Raw genomic sequence first — 21930 nt, forward strand, 5'->3', positions numbered from 1 at the left:
CGACCGCCCCATCGTCGTCAATCGAAGCGGTTCGAGTTCGGTATCGAGGTCAGCGTCCGACCCGACGACCTACTCGATATTCGTCACGCCGGCGTCTTCGCCACATTGGCGACCCGCTTCGATCATTGACTCGTTTGGGTCCATCGCGATGACGGACCCGGCATATTCCGATAGAGGGATCGCAATTTGGCCTGTCACACAGCCGAGATCCAGTAAACGAGCGTCGTCGGCGTGGTCGAACCGATCGACGACGTACGTGATCGTCTCCTCGCCGTATCCAGGACGACTCCCGGCGTAATACTCCGCTGTACGCTTGAATGGGTCTGCATCGGATGCGTGGGACATAGGAGACAAGAATCGAGTTTTGAGGATCAGATGATAAGTGTTCTTCACTTACCGAAATGGAGCGGAACATCACGACGAGCATACGGCGAGCGAAGCGAGCCGTTTCACTTCTCGCGAGACGCGTAGCGTCGAGCGAGAAGAGTGTTTTTCCCCAAGTTTTTACGACGAGAGGTGCCCACAGCGAGCGCCGGCGGCGCTCGCGAGGACACCCGAGGAAGTAAAAAGTGGTTCTTAATTCACATCGATCTCCTGCATGAGGCCGACGAGTTCGTCGAGTTGGGGAAAGGTGTAGACGGTGACGTCGATATCGGAGTCAAGTGCGTGGATTCGGGAGTCGAACATCAGGGCCATGTTGGAGTCGCGGTCGCCGACGAGCTGGTCGACCATACCGCTGCCGGGGCCGTAGGTGAAGGTCGGTGTCCCCATGTCGATGGTCGTTTCGAGAACGTTGGCCCAGCCGTCGATGAACCCGGACGTCATGATGTTACCGATCTCCTGGATGGCCGAGCGTTCCATGTCGGTAAATCCGTCCGAATCGGGGTCGGCCCCGCCCATGTCACCGAGCATGCCCTGTGCGAGGGTCTTGGCGTTGGCGTAGTTCAGCAGGAAGAGGATGTGGCCGTGCGGTGGTTCCTGTAGCTGGATGGAGATCCCGATCAGTTTCTCGTCGCCGACGTGCGTCTTGATGTCGGGGATGTCGATGAAGTTGATCTTCGTGATCTCCATCTGGGTGTCCATCCCTGTCATCTGGCTGAGGTGGTCCGCGACCGTGTTACCGCCCTCTTTGGCCATCTTGTTGAACAACGCTAGTTTCCGGATATCTATCATCAAACTCATAGGTGCGACTGGGGCTTATCGCTCCCTTTCCGCGCCTCCCTCTTAAGTTATGAAGCCCTGATTTTCGTTGGCGAGAATCGGTTCGGACCGATCCAGCCTACGAGGGTCTGCCGACGACGTCTTGATCAGTCGGTCCCTGCCCGTCGAACTCGTCGACGAACGCGTCGAGCTGTGCCGGGTCGTCGCGTCCGGGCAACGGGCGGTCGGCAGTCTCACACGTGGCGCCGACGTCGAGGCGATCACAGACCAGGTCGGCCGTCGACTCGGCCATCTGCCGGTAGGTCGTCAGTTTCCCGCCGACGACGCTGACCATGTTTTCGACGCCATCGTCGGCGTGGTCCAGGCGGAAGAAGCCCCGTGAGATGCCGCGGCCGCCGCGTTCGTCCTCGTCGGGCGCGTAGAGCGGGCGGACACCCCACCAGGTTCGAACGACTGGCGCGTCCGCGACCGGTGGCAACATCTCCGCGCACTCCTCGACGGAGCGTTCGACTTCCCACTCCTCTTTCGGGTAGTCGTCCGGGTCTTCGACGGCGACGCTGGTCGTCCCGAGGACGGCTTCGGACTCGTGAGGCACGACGATGTCGCCGTCGTCGGGGTCCCGACAGCGGTTGAGCACCGGTCCGAGGCCGTCGTACTCGACCGAGACCATCACGCCCCGGGTCGGTCGCATCGAGACGTCGAGACCCGCCATGGCAGCGAGTTCCCCGGCCCAGGCACCGGCCGCGTTGACGACGTACTCGGCGTCGATTCGGTCGTCGACCGTCCCGCCGACCTCAACCCCGGTGACGCGGCCGTCCGAGACGACGACGTCTTCGACGGGTGCGTGCGGATGGATCGACGCGCCGTGGTCGCGAGCGTCGGCCGCGTTGGCCGCCACCAGCCGCGAGGGGTAGATGACGGCGTCGGGCACCTCGAACGCTCGCTCGACGGCCGCCGAAATCTCGTCGACGCGCTCGCGAACTGCGTCCGCGTCGAGAGAGGTCGTCGGGATGCCGATCTCCTCGCAGGCCGATCGCTTGGCCTCGAAGTAGTCGGGGTCGTCACCCTCGAGCTGGACGAACAGCCCGCCCGTATCGCGGATACATGCACCCGCGATCTCACGGAGAATCTCGTTCTCCCGGATACACTCTTCGGCACCGACGGCGTCGGCTTCAGCGTACCGTGCGCCACTGTGCAGGAGGCCGTGTGACCGGCCGGACGTGCCGCTCGCGAGACCGTCGCGTTCCACGAGCGTGACGTCGATACCCCGGAGGGATAGATCGCGTGCGACGCCGACGCCGGTCGCACCGCCGCCGACGACGAGAACTGTCGTTTCCATACGTGTCATTCGACTGCAGAGCTAAATGCGCTCCGACGGATTCGACTGCCGAGCGGTCCCGAATCCGACCCTCACTCGGTTCGGAAACTGACAGCGACGCCCTCGCCCACGGGGAGCAGAGTGGTCTGGAAGTCCGGAGCAGCACGCACAGCCTCCAGATAGTCGGCGATACCCGCGCTCATCTCGTCGGTGTCGACGGCCTCGCCTTCGAGCAGCGCCTGCACGTCCTCGGAGTCGATCGTCCCCCCGGCGACAGCGTTGTCCGCCAGCACGACGCCGCCGGGCGCGACCTTCTCACGGACCGTCTCGAATGCCTCTCGATACCGCGTCTTTTCGTTGTCGATCAACACCACGTCGAAGGGGCCGTCGTACCCCTCGACTGTGTCGATTGCGTCACCCAGTTCGAAGTGTGCGGTCGAGTCGAAGTCACCGCGAGCGAGATACTCCTCGGCGAGGTCGAGTTCGTCTTCGTCGACCTCGGTCAGGACGATCTCCCCGTCCCCATCGAGCGCACGGGAGAACCAGTACGCGGAGTAGCCGTAGCCGGAGCCGAATTCGAAGATCCGCTCGGCATCGACCATCCGCGCGAGCAGTTCGAGCCAGCCACCGACCGCGGGACCCACGGTCGGAAAGCCCTCGCGCTCGGCGTAGTCGTCCATCTCCGCGATGATCTCGTCGCCGTCGGGACCGACGACTTCGGCGAACGATTCGACGGTGTCGGGGATCGGGTTGGCCATGGCCAGGCGAACGGTCGGCAGCGGGAAAACGTTGGCTTCCACCTCCCGGCGAGCCACAAAATACTTTCCAGAAACCCCTGAACGAATGTCCATGGATACGGGAGACGGTGGGCTCTCTCGGCGGTCGGTACTGGGTGGTGTCGCCGCGACCCTCACCGCTGGCGCAGGGTGTCTGGGTAGTGGACTGTCGCCCGCGTCGAAGCCGGGCGATTGGCCACAGCGCGGCTACGACGCCGGCCACACGAACTACAAGACGGCGGGTTCGCCACCGCTGGACGACGCCAGCCTCGCCTGGCAGGTCGGGGAGACCGCCGCGACTGTCGACACGCGGAACATCTCGGAAGACATCTGGCACGCAGGCCTCGTCGTCGGGGACGGGACTGTGCTCACCCAGCGAGGAACGACGATCGCGCTCGACGACGGCCGAGTGAAGCGTCGGACGGAGTGTCTGGACGAAGGAGGTCGGCCAGCACTCGTCGGCGTCGCACGAACAGAATCGTACGCCGACGGTGTCCTCCTGTCGACGGCCCTGGATCGCGGGCCGGCAGCCGATCACGACGGACCAGAGTTGTACGGTCTCCGGCCGTCGATCCCCCAGAGTCCGGGCGGTCGCTGTGCGGCGAGTCGCCGGTGGACCGCGGGGTCGCCGCGCGACGTTCGGGTCACGCGGGCCGGCGCGATCACCGACGGAACGGTACTGGCGGCCAGCGAGGGACTCGCTGCGATCGACGCCGACGACGGGAGCGTCTCCTGGCGAGCAGCAGGACGAGAGGTCGAGGCGTTCTGTGCGACCGGCGAGCACGTGTTCGTCCAGCGCCAGCCACTCGACGCTGCGGACGCGCTTTCGATCCTCGACCGCGACGGCGGAGAGAGACAGACGACACTCGGGACCGCCGTCGACGATCGACTCGTCGCAGCCCGGGACGGGATGGCGTATCTCCGCACGGCCACCGCCGCGATCGCGCGCGACCTCGACCGGGATCGTGAGCCGACGGCGCGGCTGGTCGCCGTCGACGGCGCGGCCGGCGAGATCGAGTGGCGGACCGACTTGACCGAGGCCAGCGGCTTCGGGGCAGCGATCCGTGAGATCGGTGGCGTCGCAGTCGGCCCCGACTCGATATTCCTCACGGTCCAGGGCGACGGCGGCACGACGGTCTGTCTCGCACTCGACGTTCGGGATGGGAGCGTCCAGTGGTCCCGACGGACATCGGCCAGCCCGTGGGTCGTCGCCACGGACGAGGCCGTCTATCTGAGCGGCGGAGACGTGGCCTGTCTCGACAGGTCGACTGGCGAGGTCCGGTGGCGTTGGTCACCGGCGTCCGCGAACGCTCGCGGCCCTCTCGTGATCGCCGACAGACGGTTGCTCGTCCCTGGAGAGTACACGCTCTACGCACTGGAGGAAGCATGACTGTCGACGAAGCCGCGACGACGAATCGACAGAGCGACGACGCGACCAGTGGCCTGTGGCTGCTGCGGCGAGGGTGGTTCGTGCTCGCTGGCCTCCTCGCGACAGCCGCGCTCGTCGGAGTTCGCTCCCTCTCGATTCCCCTGGCGGAGACGACCTATCAGCTGGAATTTCCCTACCTCTCGTTTGCGGTCTCACTGGTCCCCGCCTGGGTCGCACCCGTCACGCTCCGGCCGGAGGCGCTCTGGGGGCTGAAGCCCGCGTATCTCGCAGTGACGGTCGGACTCTGGACTCTGGCCGTGCTCGCGGTCGTGATAGCGGCCGGCCTGTTCTGGTGGGGGCTCGATCGCGACTCCGGCGTGCTCGCGCCGCTGTCCCGGCTGGGCTGGCTCGTCGCCTACGGCCTCGCGGCGGTCGTGCTGACCGTCTTCGGCAGCGACCTGCTCGTCGGCTCGCTTCCGGCCGACTGGGCGGGCCTCGAATGGGGCTGGACGCTCCTGCTGGCGCTGGTCGCAGGACGCTTGTTCGTGGCCCCCGTCGCGATCGTCCGGGACGGTCGGCGACCACTGGACGCGGTCCGCTGGAGCATTCGATCGCTCGCAGGAGTTCGGTGGACGGTCAGATGTACGGGCCTCGTACTCCTGCTGGCGTTCGCGAGCCGGGTCGTGACCGCTCCCTTCGGCGCGCTCGGTGGCGGACTGGTCGGACTCGCGCTCACCGTCGCCGTCGGGACTGCGCTCGTCGGCTCGGCTCACGCCTACGCGATGGCGTTCGTCTACGATCTGGTAGCGGGCAACCAGACCGAGGGGCGAGAGTCTTGATGTCCACCCAGCGTTCACAGTGTGCGAAGAGACGTCCCCGACAGAGATCGTTCCACAGATCTCTCTCGTTAGTTGTGACGATCGAGTGAAAAGATAGAAGTGCCGCGGCCGAAACGAATGCGTCATGGATTCGGTTGGGATCTCGCGCCGCTCGGTTCTGGGCGGCGTCGCAGCCGCGATGGCAGGGAGTGGCTGTCTCGCGACTGGGAAAACAACGCAACCGCGGGCGAGCGACTGGCCGCAACGAGGCTACGACGCTGGCGGGACCTTCTACAAGGACGCTGGATCACCACCTGTCGAAGACGCCGAGGTCGCCTGGGCTGCAGTGGTGGACAACAGCCTGTACGAAGCCATCGATCACCGATGGCACGACGACTGGCGATGGAACCACTATCGTGATCTCACGTACCAGCGCCACATCGGGAGCCTCGCGTACAAGTACGACCGGACGCCTCTGGTCACCGTCGGCGAGCGAGCACACCTCAGCGGGTTAGAAGATTCGATCGTCGATCTGACCGACGGCACGAAAACCGAGCGCGACGACTGCGAGGATCGCGCACTGGTCGGTGCTGCCCGGACAGACACGTACCGGGACGGAATGCTCGTCGGAACGGGAGTCAGCGACGGTGCTGACTGCCGCGGTCGCTGTCACGTCCTCCAGGGGTTTCGACCCCCAACTGAAGATCGGGCGTGGTGTGAAGGGTCCAAGCGCTGGACGGCCGGTGCACCCCAGGACCTCCCGGCGACCGCGGTGGCGGGCCGAATCGAGGACGGGACGGTCGTGACGGTCGTTCCCGAATCCGAACCCCCCTACCGGGTCGTCGGGATCGACGCCGATGACGGGCGTATCGAGTGGGAGAACACGGTCTCCCACGGCGTCCACCGACTTCGCGTCGAGGACGGAGTGGCCTACGCGTCCGTCGTCGGCGAGGACAGTGGGGAGATGACGATATTGGATGACTCTTCGATCCGCCAGCGCGTCGAGATCGAACCGACGGACCTCCTCGAAGCAGTCCGGGACGGCGTGGCCTATCTCCGGGATTTCAGAACCGACGAGGCGCCTCCGTCGATCAAAGCGGTCGACGCCGCGTCCGGCGAGACGAGACGACTCCTGGATGGATCGACGGTTTCGCAACGAATCGGCGGCACGCCGACCGGCGTCGGCGACCTCGTCGTGGGACCGGATCGGCTGTTCGCCAGCGTGAACACCGAAAACGGAGACGAGGGGGCAGTGCTCGCACTGGACCATTCGGACGGAGCGATCGAGTGGGTGCGCCAGTTCCCGGGGTGGCTTCGACTCTGCGGGACTGACGACGCCCTGTACGTAGCAGGGTATCCACACACGTACGCGCTGGATCCGGCGTCGGGCGGTCGCCTGTGGTCGGTCAGATTGCCCCCCAGTCCCAGTTTCGGCCCCGGCGTGTATCGTCCGGTCGTGGCAGATTCGAAGGTTCTCGTTCCACTCGAAAGGCGTCTCGTCGCCCTGGAGGAACCATGACGGTCGCCGAACGCGCGAACCGAGACCGTCGGACGTGGCGACAGCGTGCCCGCGCAATAGCGATGTATGTCGCGATATTCTCCGTCGCCGGAACAGTCGCGTTCGCGGCGATACTGCTCTATCGGCAGCTATCGATCCCGCTGGCCGACCAGATCACGACCCATCCAGTCTTCTCGAGCAGACCGACCGCGGTCCCGGTCTGGGTCGACCCGGTCGGCCTTGAGGTAGAGGCGCTGTTCGGCCTGCGGCTGGTCCCGCTGGTGGCGGCCGTCGGCCTGTGGGCGGGCTCGATCGGCGCCGTTGCGCTCGCCGCCGGACTCGCCTGGTGGTGGTGGTCCGACAAGAGTACGTCCGCCCGCCTGCCCCCGCTCTCTCGGCTGGGATACCTCGTTGTCTACGCCCTCGTCACCACCGGGCCCTTGTACGTGCTCGTGCCCTGGCTCCGCGACCTCGGGTCTGCGATCTCCGAACCGGAACTCGGACTGCTGATCGGTCTCGCTATCGTCGCGACCGCGCTGTGGGCCGGTGCGATCCTGGTTGTCACCGCACTCGATTCGACCCTGTTCGGACGTAGCACGTCGCTCTGGTCGATGCCGCCCTCCCGCCTCCAACACGTCGTGATCTACGCCGGGGCTGTCGTCGCCGCCCTGCTCGTCTTCGCGCTCGGATTCCTGTCGACACCACGATTCGACCAGATCTCCTGGGTCGGACTCGCCGGCGCGCTCGGGATCGTCGCGATCGTCGTGGTTTCCGGGCAACTGTTCGTCGCACCCGTAACGATCGTCAGGGACGGACGCGGGCCGATCGAGGCGATTCGCTGGAGCAACGCGTCGATCGCTGACAGCGGGGCGATGGGTGAAGCAATCCTAAGCGTCTTTTCGCTGAGCGTCTTCGTCCGTGGGGCAGCCCATCTGACGACCGTGCCGGCCGATCCGATCGTCGGACTGGCACTCGCGACGATCGCGGGAACGGCAGTCGTCGGTTCGATCCACGCGCTGCAGATGGCCTCGGTCTACCGGACGATCACCGAGGATTCGAACGCCGCAGAATCGATCACCGATTCCGCCCGACCGGGAACTGCACCTGCTCGGGATGCTCGTTGAAGTCGGCGAGCACGCGCTCGTAAAGGGCGTTTTTCGTCCGCTGACCCCGGCGCGGATGGACGAGATAGCGCAGCCGCAGGGTGACCCAGGACTGTTCCTGAACGACGTTCACGGTCGGGCGATCCTGCACGTCGAGTTCCACGGGCGTCTCCGCAAGCTGACTGCGATAGCGTTCGACCCGGCGAGCCATCTCGTCGCCGAGGAAGTCGTCGGCCACCTCGGCCATCGTCTGTCGGGCGAACTCCAGGTCAGTCTCGTAGGCGACCTGGATCTCGATCTCGTTCCAGATGAACGGGACGATCGCGAACACACCGACGTGTCTGGCCACACTCGGGGCTGAGGGCCTGAAAACCGTTTGGCTCGCTCTCTTTCCTCAGCAGTCTACGACCGCCTCGACTTCGACCTCGACACACAGGTCGGGATCGATCAACGACGCAACTTCGACCATCGTCGCAGCCGGCCGCACGTCGTCGAAGAATTCGCTGTGGGCGCGGCCGATCTCGGGCCAGTCGTCGGCATCGGTGACGTACATGCGCGTCCGGACCACGTCCTCGATAGTCGCTCCGGCCTCCGCGAGCGCGTCCGCGACGGTTTCGAGCGCGACCCGGGTCTGTTCGGAGGGCGTCCCGGACAGCGGTTGGCCATCCTCGTCGGTCGCCGTCGTGCCCGAAACACAGACGCGGTCGCCGGCCGGGACTGCTCGCGAGTAGCCGACGTTCTCTTCCCACTCGGTGCCGCTTGAAACACGTTGTCGTTCCATGTCGGGTGCGTCCAGAGCTGCGAGGAAAAAGACGCCGCTAGACGTTCCAGTAGTCCGGTTCGTTCCCCGCTTTCCACTTGATCGAACAGCCACGCGAGGGCTTGTCCTCGGCCTCGACCGACTCGCCGGCGAGCACCGTCTCGACGTACTCGCGCATCTCGTACTCGCTCGGGTCGTCGTCGGGGTTGAGCGCGTCGTCGATCCGCCCGTGATAGGCCAGCCGGAAGGTCCCCGCGTCGTTGGCGAAGAGGAACGGGTCGGGCGTACAGACCGCGCCGTAGGCCGCCGCCACGTCCTGGGACTCGTCGTAGAGGTAGGCGTCGTAGTCGATCGTCCCCTCCTCGACCAGTTCCTGCATGCGCTCGAAGGAGTCGTCCGGGTACTCCTCGGCGTCGTTGGAGCTGATCCCGACGACTGCGAGGTCGTCGTGCTCGCCCGCGAGGTAGTTCAGTTCCGCGAACTTCGCTTTGGCGTACGGGCAGTGGTTGCAGGTGAATACCACGAGCAGCGCGTCGTAGTCGTCGAAGTCCTCCAGCGTGTAGGTCGTGCCGTCCGTCCCGGGGAGTTCGAAGTCCGGTGCGGCGTCGCCACGCGAGAGTCGGTGATCGGCAGTGTCGAGCGAAACCATGTCGGGCGACCCTTCGGGCGGGACGCTCAAAGACCTTCGTCCTCGCGTCGATCAGCCGTCCGTCGCATCGCTTGCGTGTGCCACGGACGCGTCACCGATAGCGAGCACGACGAACGTGAACGCGAAGGCGACGACGCCGATGGCGGCCATCGCCCAGAACACCGTCCGGATCGACGTCGCTTCCGAGAGCGCGCCGAAGACGGGTGGCGCGACCGCGCCGCCGCCGGAGATGCCGATAGTGAGCAGGCCGAAGTTCTTCCCGAGGTCGTCCCGCGTCGAGAGGGCGTCACCGAGCGTCGACAGCGCCGGGCGGGCGGCCTTGATCGTCGCGGCAAACACGAGCGTCACCGCCAGCGCGAGGACGATCGGCAGGACCGCGCTCGCCAGCACCACGGCGACGACGGTCACGCCCGCGAGTCCACCCAGAACCGTGTTTCGCGGGCCGTAGCGGTCGGTCAGCCACCCGCCACCGAGGATCGCCACCGCGCCGACGACGAGCATCGCCGAGACGAGCAGGTTCGCCGTCGACGCGTCGACGCCGTAGCCGTCGGTCAGCAAGGGTGCGGTATAGGCCTGGATCCCCCAGACGACCATCGAGACCAGAAACCACAGGAGCGTGAGGAGGACGATCGCCGTCGCCGAGAGCGTCGACCGAACACCGGCGAGTGCCCTGCGCGGGAGCGTCCGAAGCGGCCGTCGTTTCTCGCGAGGTGCACCTGATCGACTCCCCGGTGCGTGCGTGACCGACCGCGGGAGGCGCGTGACGACCAGCCACAGACAGCCGATGGCGTAGAGGCCACCGAGTACCGCGAGCAGCGCGATGGCGGCGCGCCAGTCGCCGGGGACCGCCGCCGAGGAGACGACGCCGACGACCGCCGGGGGCGCGGCGAATCCGAGCGCACCAGTAAATCCATGAATCGAGTAGGCGCGACCGCGCGCACTCGGCTCGGTCGCCGCAGAGAGCATCGGATAGTGGGCGGGATGGTGGCCAGCGATTCCCACGCCAGTCACGGTCGCCGCGGCCAGCAGCCAGGGATAACTCTGGGCCGTCGCCGTCAGCGCCGCGCCGACGGCACCGACGGTCAGCGAGATTGCGAGAACGGCCCGCCGACTGTAGGCGTCCGAGAGATAGCCGAAGGGCAACTGTAGCGCGACGACGACGAATCCGACCAGCCCGAGCGCCAGCCCCGACTGAGCCGTCGAGATCCCCAGTTCGGACTGGAGTGGGCCGAAGACCGGCGGCAACAACATGAAGTAGGCGTGATTGACGAAGTGCGAGCCGCCGATCAGCGAGACGACGAGCGTGCTCGTCGGGTTCGTCGATGACACTGACGGGCGTTCGGTCGGGTCGCGTTTAGACCTCTCGACTCACGGGTCGCTGGAGCGTCACTCCCGACGACCGACCCCGATCACGCGCTCTGCCTCTCCGGGTCCACCTGTTCACGGACGGCGTCCTCGAACGCCGCCGCCCGCTCGTAGACTGTCGAGTCGCCGACGATCTCGTAGGTCGCCTCCTCGGCATCCTGGACCGATTCGAGCAGCCCGATCGCAGCGAGTTCGTCCAGCGCGTCCGAAAGATACAGGTCCTTCAGCGGGACGCCAGCCGCGTCGGCCAACTCCGAGCGCGTGTAGGAGTGGTCCGGATCCAGTTCGAGGACTGCACCGATGAGTGCGGCCGCACCGTCGTTGTCCGCGACGAGCGCCCACCCGCCTGTCGCTGTCTGATCCATCGCCAGCCACTACGGATATGAGTCTGTTAAACGTTCCTTACTCCACGGAAATATCGACGTATCATACCGCAGGAATCGCCCCAAAAGAACACGAAAAATATTAACGATTGACGTAAAGCTTTTTCCTCAGTACCGACGAATGGAGTATTAATGGCAATCGATGACACAGACGGGGGGGAGAGTGAGGAGACTCGCTCTAGCAGTGACCGGCTCTTACAGAACGTCAACGAAGAGGCCGGTGCCGGGTACAGCTGGTCGGACTTCCGGCGTGAGCACCACGACGGTGGTCGGTTCGACCGCAGCAAGTATCTGGGTTTCGACCCACAGCGAACCGACGACTACCTCGAAGACGGTGCCAGTGCCGGGAAGACCCTCGATCAATACTGGCAATCGTTTCTGGATCTGGAGACGACGCCGGTGGTAAAGGGCAGCTACCGGCTCGAACACTTCAAGCGAGAGTACTACTACGAAGAGGGCGACCGGGCACCGCGTGACGGCGACGGGAACAAGATCCCGTTCGAACTGGAAGAGTACCTCGGCTTCGGCGAGGACGAAGTCGAAGGGGAACTCAGTCTCGCCGAGGACCGCGCGAGCACGCTCAAACATCTCGTCGACGAGCGGACCGTCGACGTCAACGAGGAATTAGACGAGGACGCCTTCTTCTCGACGGTCGAGGGGCACACGACCGTCGTCAATCGCTACGACCTGGAGAAGACCGTCCCCCTGGAGAAGAAAAAGCACTTCTACGAGGTCGAACGCTACTGGGTGAACAAGCCATACGCGTGTGTCATCATCTTCCACTCGCGCAAGGAGAACGAACGCAAGTACTACGTCGTCGAGCCGTATCTCAACGAGATAGAGGTCAATCTACAGGACTTTCTGGCGCGCAAGCTTCGAACGGCGATCAAGTACTCCGACGACGACATCGTCGTCGACGGCTCCGAGGCCGATCGCGCTGACGTCATCCAGCGCGAGACCGAACAACTCCTCCAGCGCTACGACCTCTACAGCGAGCCAGTCAAAAACGGCAGCGGCACCGTCGGGACGATCAAGGGACTGCTCGGGATGGGCAGCGACGTCGAGGAGGTATCGGGTGAACTCGAAGGAATTCTGACTCGGCCCGAGCCGGCGGTTTTGGCCGAAGACTCCAAGACGCTCACCGAGTACCAGGTCGAGAAACTGCTGTACAAACTCAAGCGAAACTTCATCGGCTATCAGAAGATCGACCCGATCAAACACGACATCAACGTGGAGGACGTCTCCTGTGACGGGTACAACTCCCGGGTGTTCGTCTATCACACCGAGTACGAGAACATCATCTCGAACGTCGAACACGGCAAGTCCACGCTGGACGACTTCGTTGTCAAACTCGCCCAGCGCTCGGGCAAAGGGATCTCCAAACGGCAACCGCAGGTGGACGCGACCTTACCGGACGGGTCGCGCGCCCAGCTTACCCTGGGTGACGAAGTCTCGGACCACGGGACCAACTACACGATCCGTCAGTTCAAGGACGTCCCGTTCACGCCGATCGACCTCATCAACTGGAACACGTTCAGCCTGGACCAGATGGCGTTCCTCTGGCTCTGTATCGAGAACCACAAGAGCCTGATCTTCGCCGGCGGGACGGCCTCGGGGAAGACCACCAGCCTGAACGCGGTCTCGCTGTTCATTCCCTCGAATTCGAAGATTGTCTCCATCGAGGACACCCGCGAGGTCGAACTACCCCAGCGAAACTGGGTCGCCAGCGTCACCCGTCCCTCCTTCGGTGAGGACGACAAGGGTGACGTCGACGAGTTCGATCTGCTGGAGGCCGCACTGCGACAACGCCCCGACTACATCGTGATGGGTGAGATTCGTGGTGAAGAGGGTCGAACCCTGTTCCAGGTCATGTCGACGGGTCACACCACGTACACGACGTTCCACGCCGACTCCGTGGGCGAGGTCATCAAGCGGTTCACGACCGACCCGATCAACGTCTCGAAGACGCTGTTCACGGCGCTGGACCTGGTGAGCATTCAGACACAGACCCGGACCGACGGCAAGAAGGTCCGCCGGAGCAAGTCACTGACCGAGATCAACGAGTACACGCCCGAGAACGACGAGATCAACGTCCGGGACGTCTACCAGTGGCAAGCCGACACCGACCAGTTCATCCAGATGGGCAATTCCAACACCCTCGAAGAGATCAAGTTCGACCGCGGGTGGGGTCAGGACCGCCTGGACGAGGAGTTGTTCAAACGCAAGGTCGTCCTCGCGTATCTCATCGAGAACGGACTCAACACCTACACCCAGGTCGCCGCGACGATCCAGGCGTTCATCAACGATCCCGATACGATCATGACGCTGATCGCCAACGACCAGCTCGAACGCAGTCTCGAGGACCTCCGGGAGATGGAGTCCGTCGAAATCGAAGTCGACCAGGAGAAAGAGGAACTCGTCCCGCGGCCCGATCCGGGCGAGGACATGCGCGAGGAGGCCCAGGAGATCCTGGACAACGCCGACCCGCTGTTCAGGCAGTTGCGGGCGTCCGAGACGTCGGACATCGTCAGTGCCCTCACAGGTATCGAGTCCGAGGAAGACATCACACCCGTGCCCGCAGACGAAGAGGAAGACAGCCAGGAAGAGACCGTCGAGTTCGGTCAGTTCGTGCCGAAAGCCGGTGCGGAGGCGACTGACGACGGATGAGCCTCGACACACGGTCGCCGGAGGCCAGCCTCGGTGGCACTGGCACGCTCGGGGACACGTTCTATCCACTCTTCCAGTGGCTGTTCGACGACGAGGGCGACTTCGTCAGTAGCGTCGAGACGAAACTCGCCGAAGCGCGGATGGCCGACAACGTCGAGATGTTCCTCTCGCGTGCGCTCGCGGTCGGGACCATCGCAGGCGTCGCGCTGTGGCTGGTCGGGACGCTGGTCGGGTACATGCTCGTCACCGTGTTCCTCCCCGACGATTTCCTCATCCTCGGGATCGATTTCGGCCAGTACAACGCGCTGGTCAACGCCATCAAACTCCCGGTGATGATACTGGTCTCGGGGCTGTTCTTCGGCTCGATCGGCTTCGCGATCGGGTTCGGCTCGCTCGTGTCGATCCCGTACTTTCGATCGTCGGCACGCAAGCGCGAGATCAACGTCCTGCTGTCGGACTCGATCTCCTTTATGTACGCGCTGTCGGTCGGAGGTCTGAATCAGCTGGAGATCCTCCACGCGATGGGCAAAGCCGAGGACACCTACGGCGAGGTCGCAAAGGAGTTCCAGTCGATCGTCCTCGAAACGGAATACTTCGACACGGACTACCGGACTGCGGTCCGCAACCAGGCGTTGCAGACCCCCAGCGACGAGCTGAGCCAGTTCCTGACGGACATGCTGTCGATCATCAACTCCGGCGGGGACATGACGAGTTTCCTCGAAGACCAGAAGAACAAGCACATGCGGACGGCCAAACAGGAACAGCAGAAACTGCTGGAGACCCTGGAGCTGTTCGGCGAGATGTACATGACGCTGTCGCTGTTCCCACTCCTGCTCATCATCATCCTCGTGATCATGAACATGATGGGCAACGCCAGTTCGACGCTGATGTACGGGACGGTCTACGGGCTGATCCCACTGGTCAGCGTCGGCTTCCTGGTGCTGGTCTCGACGGTCACGCAGGACACGATCGGTGACGGTTACCTCCAGCCCGATCGGGACGAAGACGACCGCGTCGAGAGCAGCGGCGGCATCTTCCAGCTTGGGCTGATCGAGAGTTTCACCGGCGAGTACAGCGTCTTCGATCGGATCAAGAACAAGGAGGGGTCCTATCAGGTGATGGAGATCGTCCGTGAGCCACACATCTTCTTCCGCGACAACCCGACGTACGTACTCGCGGTGACCGTCCCGCTCTCGTTGCTGGCGCTGGGGATCTCGCTGTTCGCAGGCTGGGCGCCGATGCCGTTGCCGTTCGATAGCTTCATCTGGGGAGAGAAAGGCTTCGCGAAAAACCCCGTCCAGGCGACGTTCTTCTGGGTGTACGTCCCGATGTACATCAACTTCATTCCGCTGGCGATCTTCTACGAGTGGAACCAGCGCTACCGCAAGTCCGTCATCGGCAACCTCTCTGAGAACCTTCGGAAGTTGGCCAGCGCCAACGACACCGGGATGACGCTGCTGGAGTCGATCCAGGTCGTCGCCGACACTTCCTCGGGCCGACTCGCAGAGGAGCTGGAGACGATCCACGCCAAGACCAACTACGGGACGAGTCTCAAACACAGCTTGCGGGAGTTCAACAACAAGTTCCACGTCCCGCGGATGGCCCGGACTGTGAAGCTCATCAGTGAGGCCCAGGAAGCCTCCAGTCAGATCCAGGACGTGCTCTCGACGGCCGCCCAGTCGAGCGAGAACCAGGACGACATCGATCGGGAGCGCAAGTCCCGCACGCGGATGCAGGTCGTGATCATCATCATGACCTACCTGACGCTACTGGGGGTCATCGCATTGCTGAAATTGCAGTTCCTCGATACGATGCAGGGACTCGGAGAAGCGACCCAGGGCGCCTCCGGTGATGCACCGTCTGGAGCGAGCTTCAGCGGCGATCTGGGGCCGCTGTCGATGCTGTTCTTCCACGCGGTGACCCTGCAGGCGATCCTGTCGTCGTTCATCGCCGGATACATCCGGGACGTCAATCTCATCTCGGGCGTGAAGTTCGCAGTGATCCTCTCGACAATCGCGCTCGTGGTCTGGATCGCCGTCGGTGGCGGAAACACCGGCGGCGGCGGCAACGAAACCGAGGCAGCGCTGCTGTTGCTGCTGGTCGGCCCAACCGCCGGAACGCGAGCGCGGATCAGAGAACGTCTGGTCCAGTGGAGGAATCGGGTCTAGCTATGCGATGGGTGGGTGATACCCGGGGACAGACACTGCAGGATTTCGCCGTCGGGGTCGGGATCTTCCTGATCGCGTTCATCTTCGTGCTGTCGCTGTTCCCGGGGCTGTTGACGCCGTTTCAATCCTCGGCCAGCGGGGCAGAACGGGCCCAGGCCGAGCAGGTGTCGACGCAGATGTTGAACACGCTCTCGGATGGGTCGGCACCGAACCACCTCAATACGGCAGAATTGACGACCGTGCTCGGCGGATCGGAGGCCGACTTGCTGGATCGCTACGGCTTACCGATCGCGGCCAACATCAACGTCACCGTCGAGACGCTCGACGGGACCAGAAACATCTATACCACGAACAACGAGGTCGGCGACCGTGAAGTAGCGACGTCTGCTCGCATCGTGACGCTGGACGGCGACAACCCAGATTGTGAGCCGGCGTGCCGACTCGTGGTACGGGTGTGGTAACATGCGCGGCCAATTACACTCCGAAGACCGTGGGCAAGCGTTCACGCTGGAGGGGATCATCAGCGCAGTCATCGTGCTGACGGCGCTTTTGTACGCCCTCCAGGCGGTCGTCATCACGCCGACGACTGGGGGCACTGTCGATCAGGGCGTCCGGACGGAACTCCAGCAGCAGGCCGACGACATCCTCGCCATCGCGGGCGGGGACGACGACGGGCAGTTGTCGGAGCTGACCCGCAACTGGTCACAGAGCCGACGGACGTTCTACGGCGCTGTCAACCCGAACATCGGATTCGGCAATCAGCGCCTTCCCGGGGAGTTGGGAACGCTCCTGAACGAGACGTTCGACTCTCGGGATCGCCAGTACAACGTCGAGATGCGCTACCTCCCGAAAGATCCCACCGATGGGATTCAACGGACGGTCATCGCCTCACGCGGAACGCCGTCGGATAGCTCTGTGATGGCCTCCTACCGGATCACGCTGTACGACAACATGACGCTGACCTCGCCGACAGCTGGATCGGCCGAGTTGTGGCAGTACGACACGTCTCCGACGACGAACCCGATCGACGGGAAGAGCGGCTACTATCCCGTCCCGAACGCCGTCTCGGGACCGGTGTATAACGTCGTCGAAATCAGGGTGATCGTCTGGTGATCGAACGACTCGAACCCGATGACGGAGCGGCGCTATCCGACCGGCGGGGACAGTTGTTGCTCGTCGGGGCCGTCGCACTGGCGATCATCATCCTCGGGCTGTCCATCGTCGTCAACACCGTCCTGTTCACCGAGAACGTCGGGACCGGTGAGGCCCGGGTCGAAGCACCCGCGATCGAGGAGTTCTCCTTCGAGGCCCAAAAGAGCGCTCGCTCGCTGATGCTTCGGGTGAACGGTGCCGATCGAACGGATGCGATTGCGGACGTGAACGCGAGTATCGGCGCGCAACTCGCCAATTATAGCGACGCTGTTGCGCGATCGTATGCCGCCAGCGGGACTGTCTTCGTCGACGTCTCGTACAACGACACGCTCAGAAACGGGACGCGGATCGTCCAGGGGAGTGACCGAAAGTTCACCTACCCGGCCGCACACGACAGCGGCCTGAGTTCGAACCGCAGTGACTGGTCGCCTGTGGCAGATCCAACGGAGGTCGGCTGGATGGTCTTCAACGTCGACCTGCGGAACACGAGTGGCCAGCAGACGACCGTCGAACTGACCAACGACACCGGCGCGACGCTCACGTATCGGTTCAACCGATCGAACGGTGGAAACGGAGCAGACCTTCGGATCGAAGCCACGAACTCGGCCACGGGTGGGACCGAATCGGCCTCCTGTGAGTCGACGGGTGGTCGCGTCCTCCTCGACATGCGCCGCGGGGAGGCGTTCCTGAGCGAGTGTACCTTCCCCGAGATCGGATGGATCGAACCGCCATATTCAGTCACGATTACCAAGGGTCACCGTCTGGCCGGTCAGTACGACATCATCGTCAACGAGAGCTGGCACACCGCGGAATCCAGCACGATCGACGCCGAAGACGGCGGGACTGACCGTCCGTATCCACACTGTCCCGACGGCGTCGAAGAGCCCTGTCTCTCACCGGTCGTCTGGCAGGGGCAGGTCGATCTGACCTACCGATCTGCAGACGTGAATTTCGCCACCGTGCGGAACATCACCGTCTACGACCCCTGAAACAGCCTAACGAGGGGATCTCGAGGAGCGATCGATGACCGTGGAGACAGGGCGACGCCGGCCAACTCGAGCGAATCGCTGTTTTCACGCTCGCTAGTCACTCCACTATCTCTATATGGGAGGATCGTTTACGTTAACGAACAACCGGGGAGTACCGGCGGTCGAACGGGTCCGACGGACGCCCCGATCCGGATGACGGTGGAAAGTATGGGTTCCCCCGTCATCGACGGCAACAGAGGGAAATCAGGATGATCGAGGGAGACGTAGAACAGCGTGGGGATCGAACAGCATTCGGGGACGACGAGCGGGCGCTCTCGACGCCGGTGACGCACGCGTTGACGATCGCGATCACCGGCCTGTTGATGATCACGCTCGTCAGCACGGCGAGTGGCTTTCTGACCGACCAACAGGAGTTCGCCGCCCGTGACGAAGTCGAGACGATCGGCAATCGACTGGCCGACGACGTCCAGGAAGTCATCGGGCTGAGCAACGAGAGCGGCTCGGCGACCGTCTACGTCAACCAACCCGATTCCATCATCGGGAGCCAGTACCACGTCACCTACGAGGAAGACGACGACTGTGACACGAGAGCACACACGTCGGATCAGTGTCTCGTCGTCTCGGTCGTCGACATGGACGTCTCACAGACGGTCCCGGTCACCGTCCCGGGCGACGTCGAGGTGGACGTCAGCCGGGCGAACCCGTCGACGTTCAAGTTGACCGCCGAAAACAGCGGTGCAGGGAGCGGAAACGACGCCGTCGTTCCGATGTCCCGAACGATGCGGGTCGGTGTCGGGCGGAACGTCGACAGCAACGCCTACAGCGAAGTCGTCGATCCGAATCCCCAACCGCCGGCCATCAACAATATCGAATACGCACCCGGGTATCCCGTGGTCGACACCCCGATCACGTTCACCGCAGATGCCGAAGATCCCGACGGGACCATCATCGACTACGAGTGGTCGATCAACGACTCGGTCGTCGATTCGGGAAGCGATCTATCCTCGTACACGACGACACTCCCACCCGGCCGCCACAGCGTGACGGTGCGCGTCGAAGACGACGAAGGGCTGACAGCGAATCAAACCACGACCTTCAGAGTCTCCGGCGTCTCGTACAACAACGACCTCGAGAAAGTAGCGGGTGGCTCGGAAGGTCGCTGTTCCGGTGTCAACGCAGAGTTGAGCCTGACGAACCAGCTGAGCGAGGAAGTCAAGCTGACGGACATCTACGTCGATCCACCGGAGAGCGTCAACTTCCTCGAATACGGTGACGAAGACGACCACGAAGTCGCGTTCGACCTCGACGACGACGGGTCTTACGACGAATTCTACGAGTTCGGGCGGATCGACCTCAGGGACAAACCCGACGGGACGTTCCTCAGCCTCCCCGGAGACTCGCCGCTGGAGATCGACCCGGGACAGGACGTGGGCGTCAGTATCTGTCGGTTCAAAGGCGGTGGCAACGTCGAAGAAACGAACTTCAGCTTCCGGTACTGGCACGACGGCGTGACGAATCGGACGAGCATCACGCCGAGTAACCAACTGATATCCGACTACTCGGTCGACGCCGCCAGTGGCGACGTGGTCGTCACCATCGACTCGAACCGACAGCTCGGATCGCTCGACGCCGAAATATCGAACGCCTCGAAGAGCGCTGACCTCTCGCTCTCGGACTTCACCGAAACCAGTTCCGGTGGCACCTACCAGTACGAGGCGGCGCTCACCGTCTCCTCGGGGACCCACACCGTCGAACTGACGGGCGCCGAAGACACCGACGGGAGGCCAGCCGTGACGCTGCCGCGGTCCGGGACGGCCACCATCCTCGGCGGCGGAGCCTACGCCTGGCAGACCGAGAGCGACTGGGACGCGCATCAGTCGTCGGTTGGCGTCGTCCACGACGACTACGGCGACTACACAGCCGACAGTGTCGCGCTCGGACGACCGCCGGGCAGTGTCGACTCGTCGCTGGTGAGTTACTGGCCGTTCGACGGCGGCTCCGTCGCGGACGTCGTCGGAGACAACGACGGTATCATCCACGGCTCGCCGACGGTCACCAGTGAGGGGATCAGTGGGACCAGCGCGCTGCGGTTCGACGGAGAGGGGGACTACGTCGAGGTGCCAGCCGACAGTTCACTCGAGATGTCCGACGACGATCAGGTGACGGTCTCGATGTGGGTGAACAAACACCGGAAAGGCGGATGGACGACCCGAACACTCTTCGAAAAGGACTCTTCGTACCGGATGGCGCTAGACAGTGGCGACGACTTCATGTTCAGCATTTACGAAAGGTACAGTTGGTGGGGTGACTGGGAAGACTCACCCAAGATGGACATATACGAGTCGACGAACAAATACTATCACGTCGTCGGTGTGTTCGACGGCGCAGACGTCAAAGCGTTCGTCGACGGTACATCACTCGGGGCAAACGGGGCTCCCGACGAGATCGCAGACGCGAGCGGAAGCGGGATTGGTATCGGGGGGAGTCTCGACGAACCCGATCAAGATACGAACGCGAACATCGACGACGTCCGGATCTACGACACCGCGCTGAACGCGAATCAGGTGAAGCGACTGGCGAACGTGACCAGAGGATCGATCGTGACCGACAAACGGACGGGGTCGACGATCAGCAAACACAGCGACGTCAAAGTCAACTACGAGGCCGACATCGACGCCGGTGAGACGATCACGCTGACGGTCTACGCCGAACCGGATAGCGGCTCGGTGAAGTCGGACTCGGTCACGCTCGAATCCAGCGACAGCGGCTCCGGAACTGTCTCGCTCACCGGGATCAACAAGGACGCGGACACGTTCTGGGTCCGTGCGGAGCTGAACTCGCCGTCGAGCAAGCGCAGCCCCGAACTGCACGGCGTCGTCCTCCAGGAGGGATCGTAAGTGTCCGAACGGAGACGAGGCCGAGCGGTTAGCGACGTCGTCGCGTTCACGCTGATGTTCGGGATCATCCTGACGTCCGTCGGGCTGGTCGCGACGTTCGGGCTGGCCGAATTGAACTCGTTCAACGAGCACCAGAAAATCGAGAACGCGGATCGAACGTTCGAGTTGATCGCGCGGTCGTTCGACGAACTCGAGGAGAGTCAGGCGACCGTCCGAACCGAGGCGATCGAACTCGGTGGCAGTTCGATCACCGTCGAAGAGTCGTCGTCGCTGACGGTGACGGTCAGAGACACAGACACGGGAACGACACACACCGAGTCGTTCCCACTCAACACCCTGCAGTACGAAGTCGATAACCGACTGATCGGCTACGAGAATGGCGCGACCTACCGCGTCCGGACGAACGCCGACGGCGGCATCATCAACCGCGATCCGGGACTCGTCTGTTCCGACGGGCAAGCCGTCCTCTCGCTGGTGACAATCAGGGCCGAAGAAGATCGGTATATCAGCGGTAGCGGGACGCTGCGAATCACCGGCCGTCTGAACGACAGTTCGTTGTTGTATCCGGTGTCGGACACCGACGTCGGCAATGCATCGGCGGCCGATCAGGTCGATCTGCAGTTCACGTTCAGTGGCGAGAGTCGCGCTCGCGAATGGGCCAATCACTTCGACCGTGCGCCGGGCGACTGGTCTGTCACGAGTCAGACCGACACGTCGGTGACGGTCCGGTGTGGCGCCAGCGAGGATCTGGACCACGTCTACGTCCGCCGATCGATCATCGAAGTCAGCTACTCATGACCCGGAACCCAACCGTCATCGGCAGTCGTCAGCCAGCTTCGAGAGAGCGGACGCACACC

At 63.7% G+C, this 21930-nt stretch carries 18 protein-coding genes and 2 pseudogenes; 11 read left to right on the top strand and 9 right to left on the bottom strand.

Annotated features, from left to right (window positions below):
* Window positions 1-69: 69 nt before the first annotated feature.
* From DV733_RS17485 to DV733_RS01560, 4 genes are all read right to left on the bottom strand, one after another.
* Window positions 70-345: a class I SAM-dependent methyltransferase gene (locus DV733_RS17485; protein WP_049993429.1), complete on the bottom strand. Its 276-nt coding sequence runs from the start codon at window positions 343-345 to the stop codon at window positions 70-72.
* Between the two features lie 231 nt (window positions 346-576).
* On the bottom strand, window positions 577-1182 hold the full coding sequence (locus tag DV733_RS01550) for a chemotaxis protein CheC (protein ID WP_049993430.1): 606 nt from the start codon (window positions 1180-1182) through the stop codon (window positions 577-579).
* 97 nt (window positions 1183-1279) lie between these two features.
* Window positions 1280-2509: an FAD-dependent oxidoreductase gene (locus tag DV733_RS01555; RefSeq protein WP_049993431.1), complete on the bottom strand. Its 1230-nt coding sequence runs from the start codon at window positions 2507-2509 to the stop codon at window positions 1280-1282.
* 62 nt (window positions 2510-2571) lie between these two features.
* Complete coding sequence (locus DV733_RS01560; protein WP_049993432.1) at window positions 2572-3237, bottom strand: O-methyltransferase; 666 nt, start codon at window positions 3235-3237, stop codon at window positions 2572-2574.
* Window positions 3238-3328: 91 nt separating this feature from the next.
* On the opposite strand from DV733_RS01560, the gene DV733_RS01565 reads away from it, so the two are divergent.
* The 4 genes from DV733_RS01565 (at window position 3329) to DV733_RS01580 (ending at window position 8064) form a co-directional block, all read left to right on the top strand.
* A complete protein-coding gene (locus DV733_RS01565; RefSeq protein WP_049993433.1) occupies window positions 3329-4645 on the top strand; it encodes an outer membrane protein assembly factor BamB family protein in 1317 nt (438 codons plus the stop codon).
* The gene (locus tag DV733_RS01570) at window positions 4642-5463 is read left to right on the top strand and encodes a hypothetical protein (RefSeq protein ID WP_049993434.1); all 822 of its coding nucleotides are present in this window, start codon (window positions 4642-4644) and stop codon (window positions 5461-5463) included. The genes DV733_RS01565 and DV733_RS01570 overlap by 4 nt, the downstream gene beginning before the upstream one ends.
* A gap of 124 nt (window positions 5464-5587) precedes the next feature.
* The gene (locus DV733_RS01575) at window positions 5588-6961 is read left to right on the top strand and encodes a PQQ-binding-like beta-propeller repeat protein (RefSeq protein ID WP_049993435.1); all 1374 of its coding nucleotides are present in this window, start codon (window positions 5588-5590) and stop codon (window positions 6959-6961) included.
* Window positions 6958-8064, top strand: a complete 1107-nt coding sequence (locus tag DV733_RS01580; RefSeq protein WP_049993436.1) for a hypothetical protein — start codon at window positions 6958-6960, stop codon at window positions 8062-8064. The genes DV733_RS01575 and DV733_RS01580 overlap by 4 nt, the downstream gene beginning before the upstream one ends.
* On the opposite strand, the pseudogene DV733_RS01585 reads toward DV733_RS01580, so the two are convergent.
* The 5 genes and pseudogenes from DV733_RS01585 to DV733_RS01605 all read right to left on the bottom strand — a co-directional run.
* Window positions 8015-8359: pseudogene (locus DV733_RS01585) on the bottom strand (mechanosensitive ion channel family protein); the annotation flags it as partial. The gene DV733_RS01580 and the pseudogene DV733_RS01585 sit on opposite strands and share 50 nt — an antisense overlap.
* A gap of 78 nt (window positions 8360-8437) precedes the next feature.
* Complete coding sequence (locus DV733_RS01590) at window positions 8438-8824, bottom strand: RidA family protein (protein ID WP_049993438.1); 387 nt, start codon at window positions 8822-8824, stop codon at window positions 8438-8440.
* A 37-nt stretch (window positions 8825-8861) separates the two neighbouring features.
* Window positions 8862-9452, bottom strand: a complete 591-nt coding sequence (locus DV733_RS01595; RefSeq protein WP_049993439.1) for a thioredoxin family protein — start codon at window positions 9450-9452, stop codon at window positions 8862-8864.
* Between the two features lie 51 nt (window positions 9453-9503).
* The gene (locus DV733_RS01600; RefSeq protein ID WP_049993440.1) at window positions 9504-10781 is read right to left on the bottom strand and encodes an MFS transporter; all 1278 of its coding nucleotides are present in this window, start codon (window positions 10779-10781) and stop codon (window positions 9504-9506) included.
* A gap of 80 nt (window positions 10782-10861) precedes the next feature.
* On the bottom strand, window positions 10862-11182 hold the full coding sequence (locus DV733_RS01605; protein ID WP_049993441.1) for a hypothetical protein: 321 nt from the start codon (window positions 11180-11182) through the stop codon (window positions 10862-10864).
* Window positions 11183-11332: 150 nt separating this feature from the next.
* On the opposite strand from DV733_RS01605, the gene DV733_RS01610 reads away from it, so the two are divergent.
* The 7 genes and pseudogenes from DV733_RS01610 (at window position 11333) to DV733_RS01640 (ending at window position 21871) form a co-directional block, all read left to right on the top strand.
* On the top strand, window positions 11333-13867 hold the full coding sequence (locus tag DV733_RS01610; RefSeq protein ID WP_049993442.1) for a type II/IV secretion system ATPase subunit: 2535 nt from the start codon (window positions 11333-11335) through the stop codon (window positions 13865-13867).
* Window positions 13864-15909, top strand: a pseudogene (locus DV733_RS01615) (type II secretion system F family protein); the annotation flags it as partial. The gene DV733_RS01610 and the pseudogene DV733_RS01615, both read left to right, overlap by 4 nt.
* A gap of 128 nt (window positions 15910-16037) precedes the next feature.
* On the top strand, window positions 16038-16496 hold the full coding sequence (locus tag DV733_RS01620; protein ID WP_049993443.1) for a DUF7287 family protein: 459 nt from the start codon (window positions 16038-16040) through the stop codon (window positions 16494-16496).
* A 1-nt stretch (window position 16497) separates the two neighbouring features.
* Window positions 16498-17148, top strand: coding sequence for a DUF7288 family protein (locus DV733_RS01625; protein ID WP_049993444.1), 651 nt, complete (start codon window positions 16498-16500; stop codon window positions 17146-17148).
* Window positions 17145-18176: a DUF7261 family protein gene (locus DV733_RS01630; RefSeq protein ID WP_049993445.1), complete on the top strand. Its 1032-nt coding sequence runs from the start codon at window positions 17145-17147 to the stop codon at window positions 18174-18176. Before DV733_RS01625 ends, DV733_RS01630 begins: the two co-directional genes overlap by 4 nt.
* A 248-nt stretch (window positions 18177-18424) precedes the next feature.
* The gene (locus DV733_RS01635; RefSeq protein WP_049993446.1) at window positions 18425-21073 is read left to right on the top strand and encodes a DUF7266 family protein; all 2649 of its coding nucleotides are present in this window, start codon (window positions 18425-18427) and stop codon (window positions 21071-21073) included.
* Complete coding sequence (locus DV733_RS01640) at window positions 21074-21871, top strand: DUF7289 family protein (RefSeq protein ID WP_049993447.1); 798 nt, start codon at window positions 21074-21076, stop codon at window positions 21869-21871.
* The last annotated feature ends 59 nt before the right edge of the window (window positions 21872-21930 follow it).

The sequence above is a fragment of the Halapricum salinum genome (assembly GCF_004799665.1).
GTDB classification, from domain to species: domain Archaea; phylum Halobacteriota; class Halobacteria; order Halobacteriales; family Haloarculaceae; genus Halapricum; species Halapricum salinum.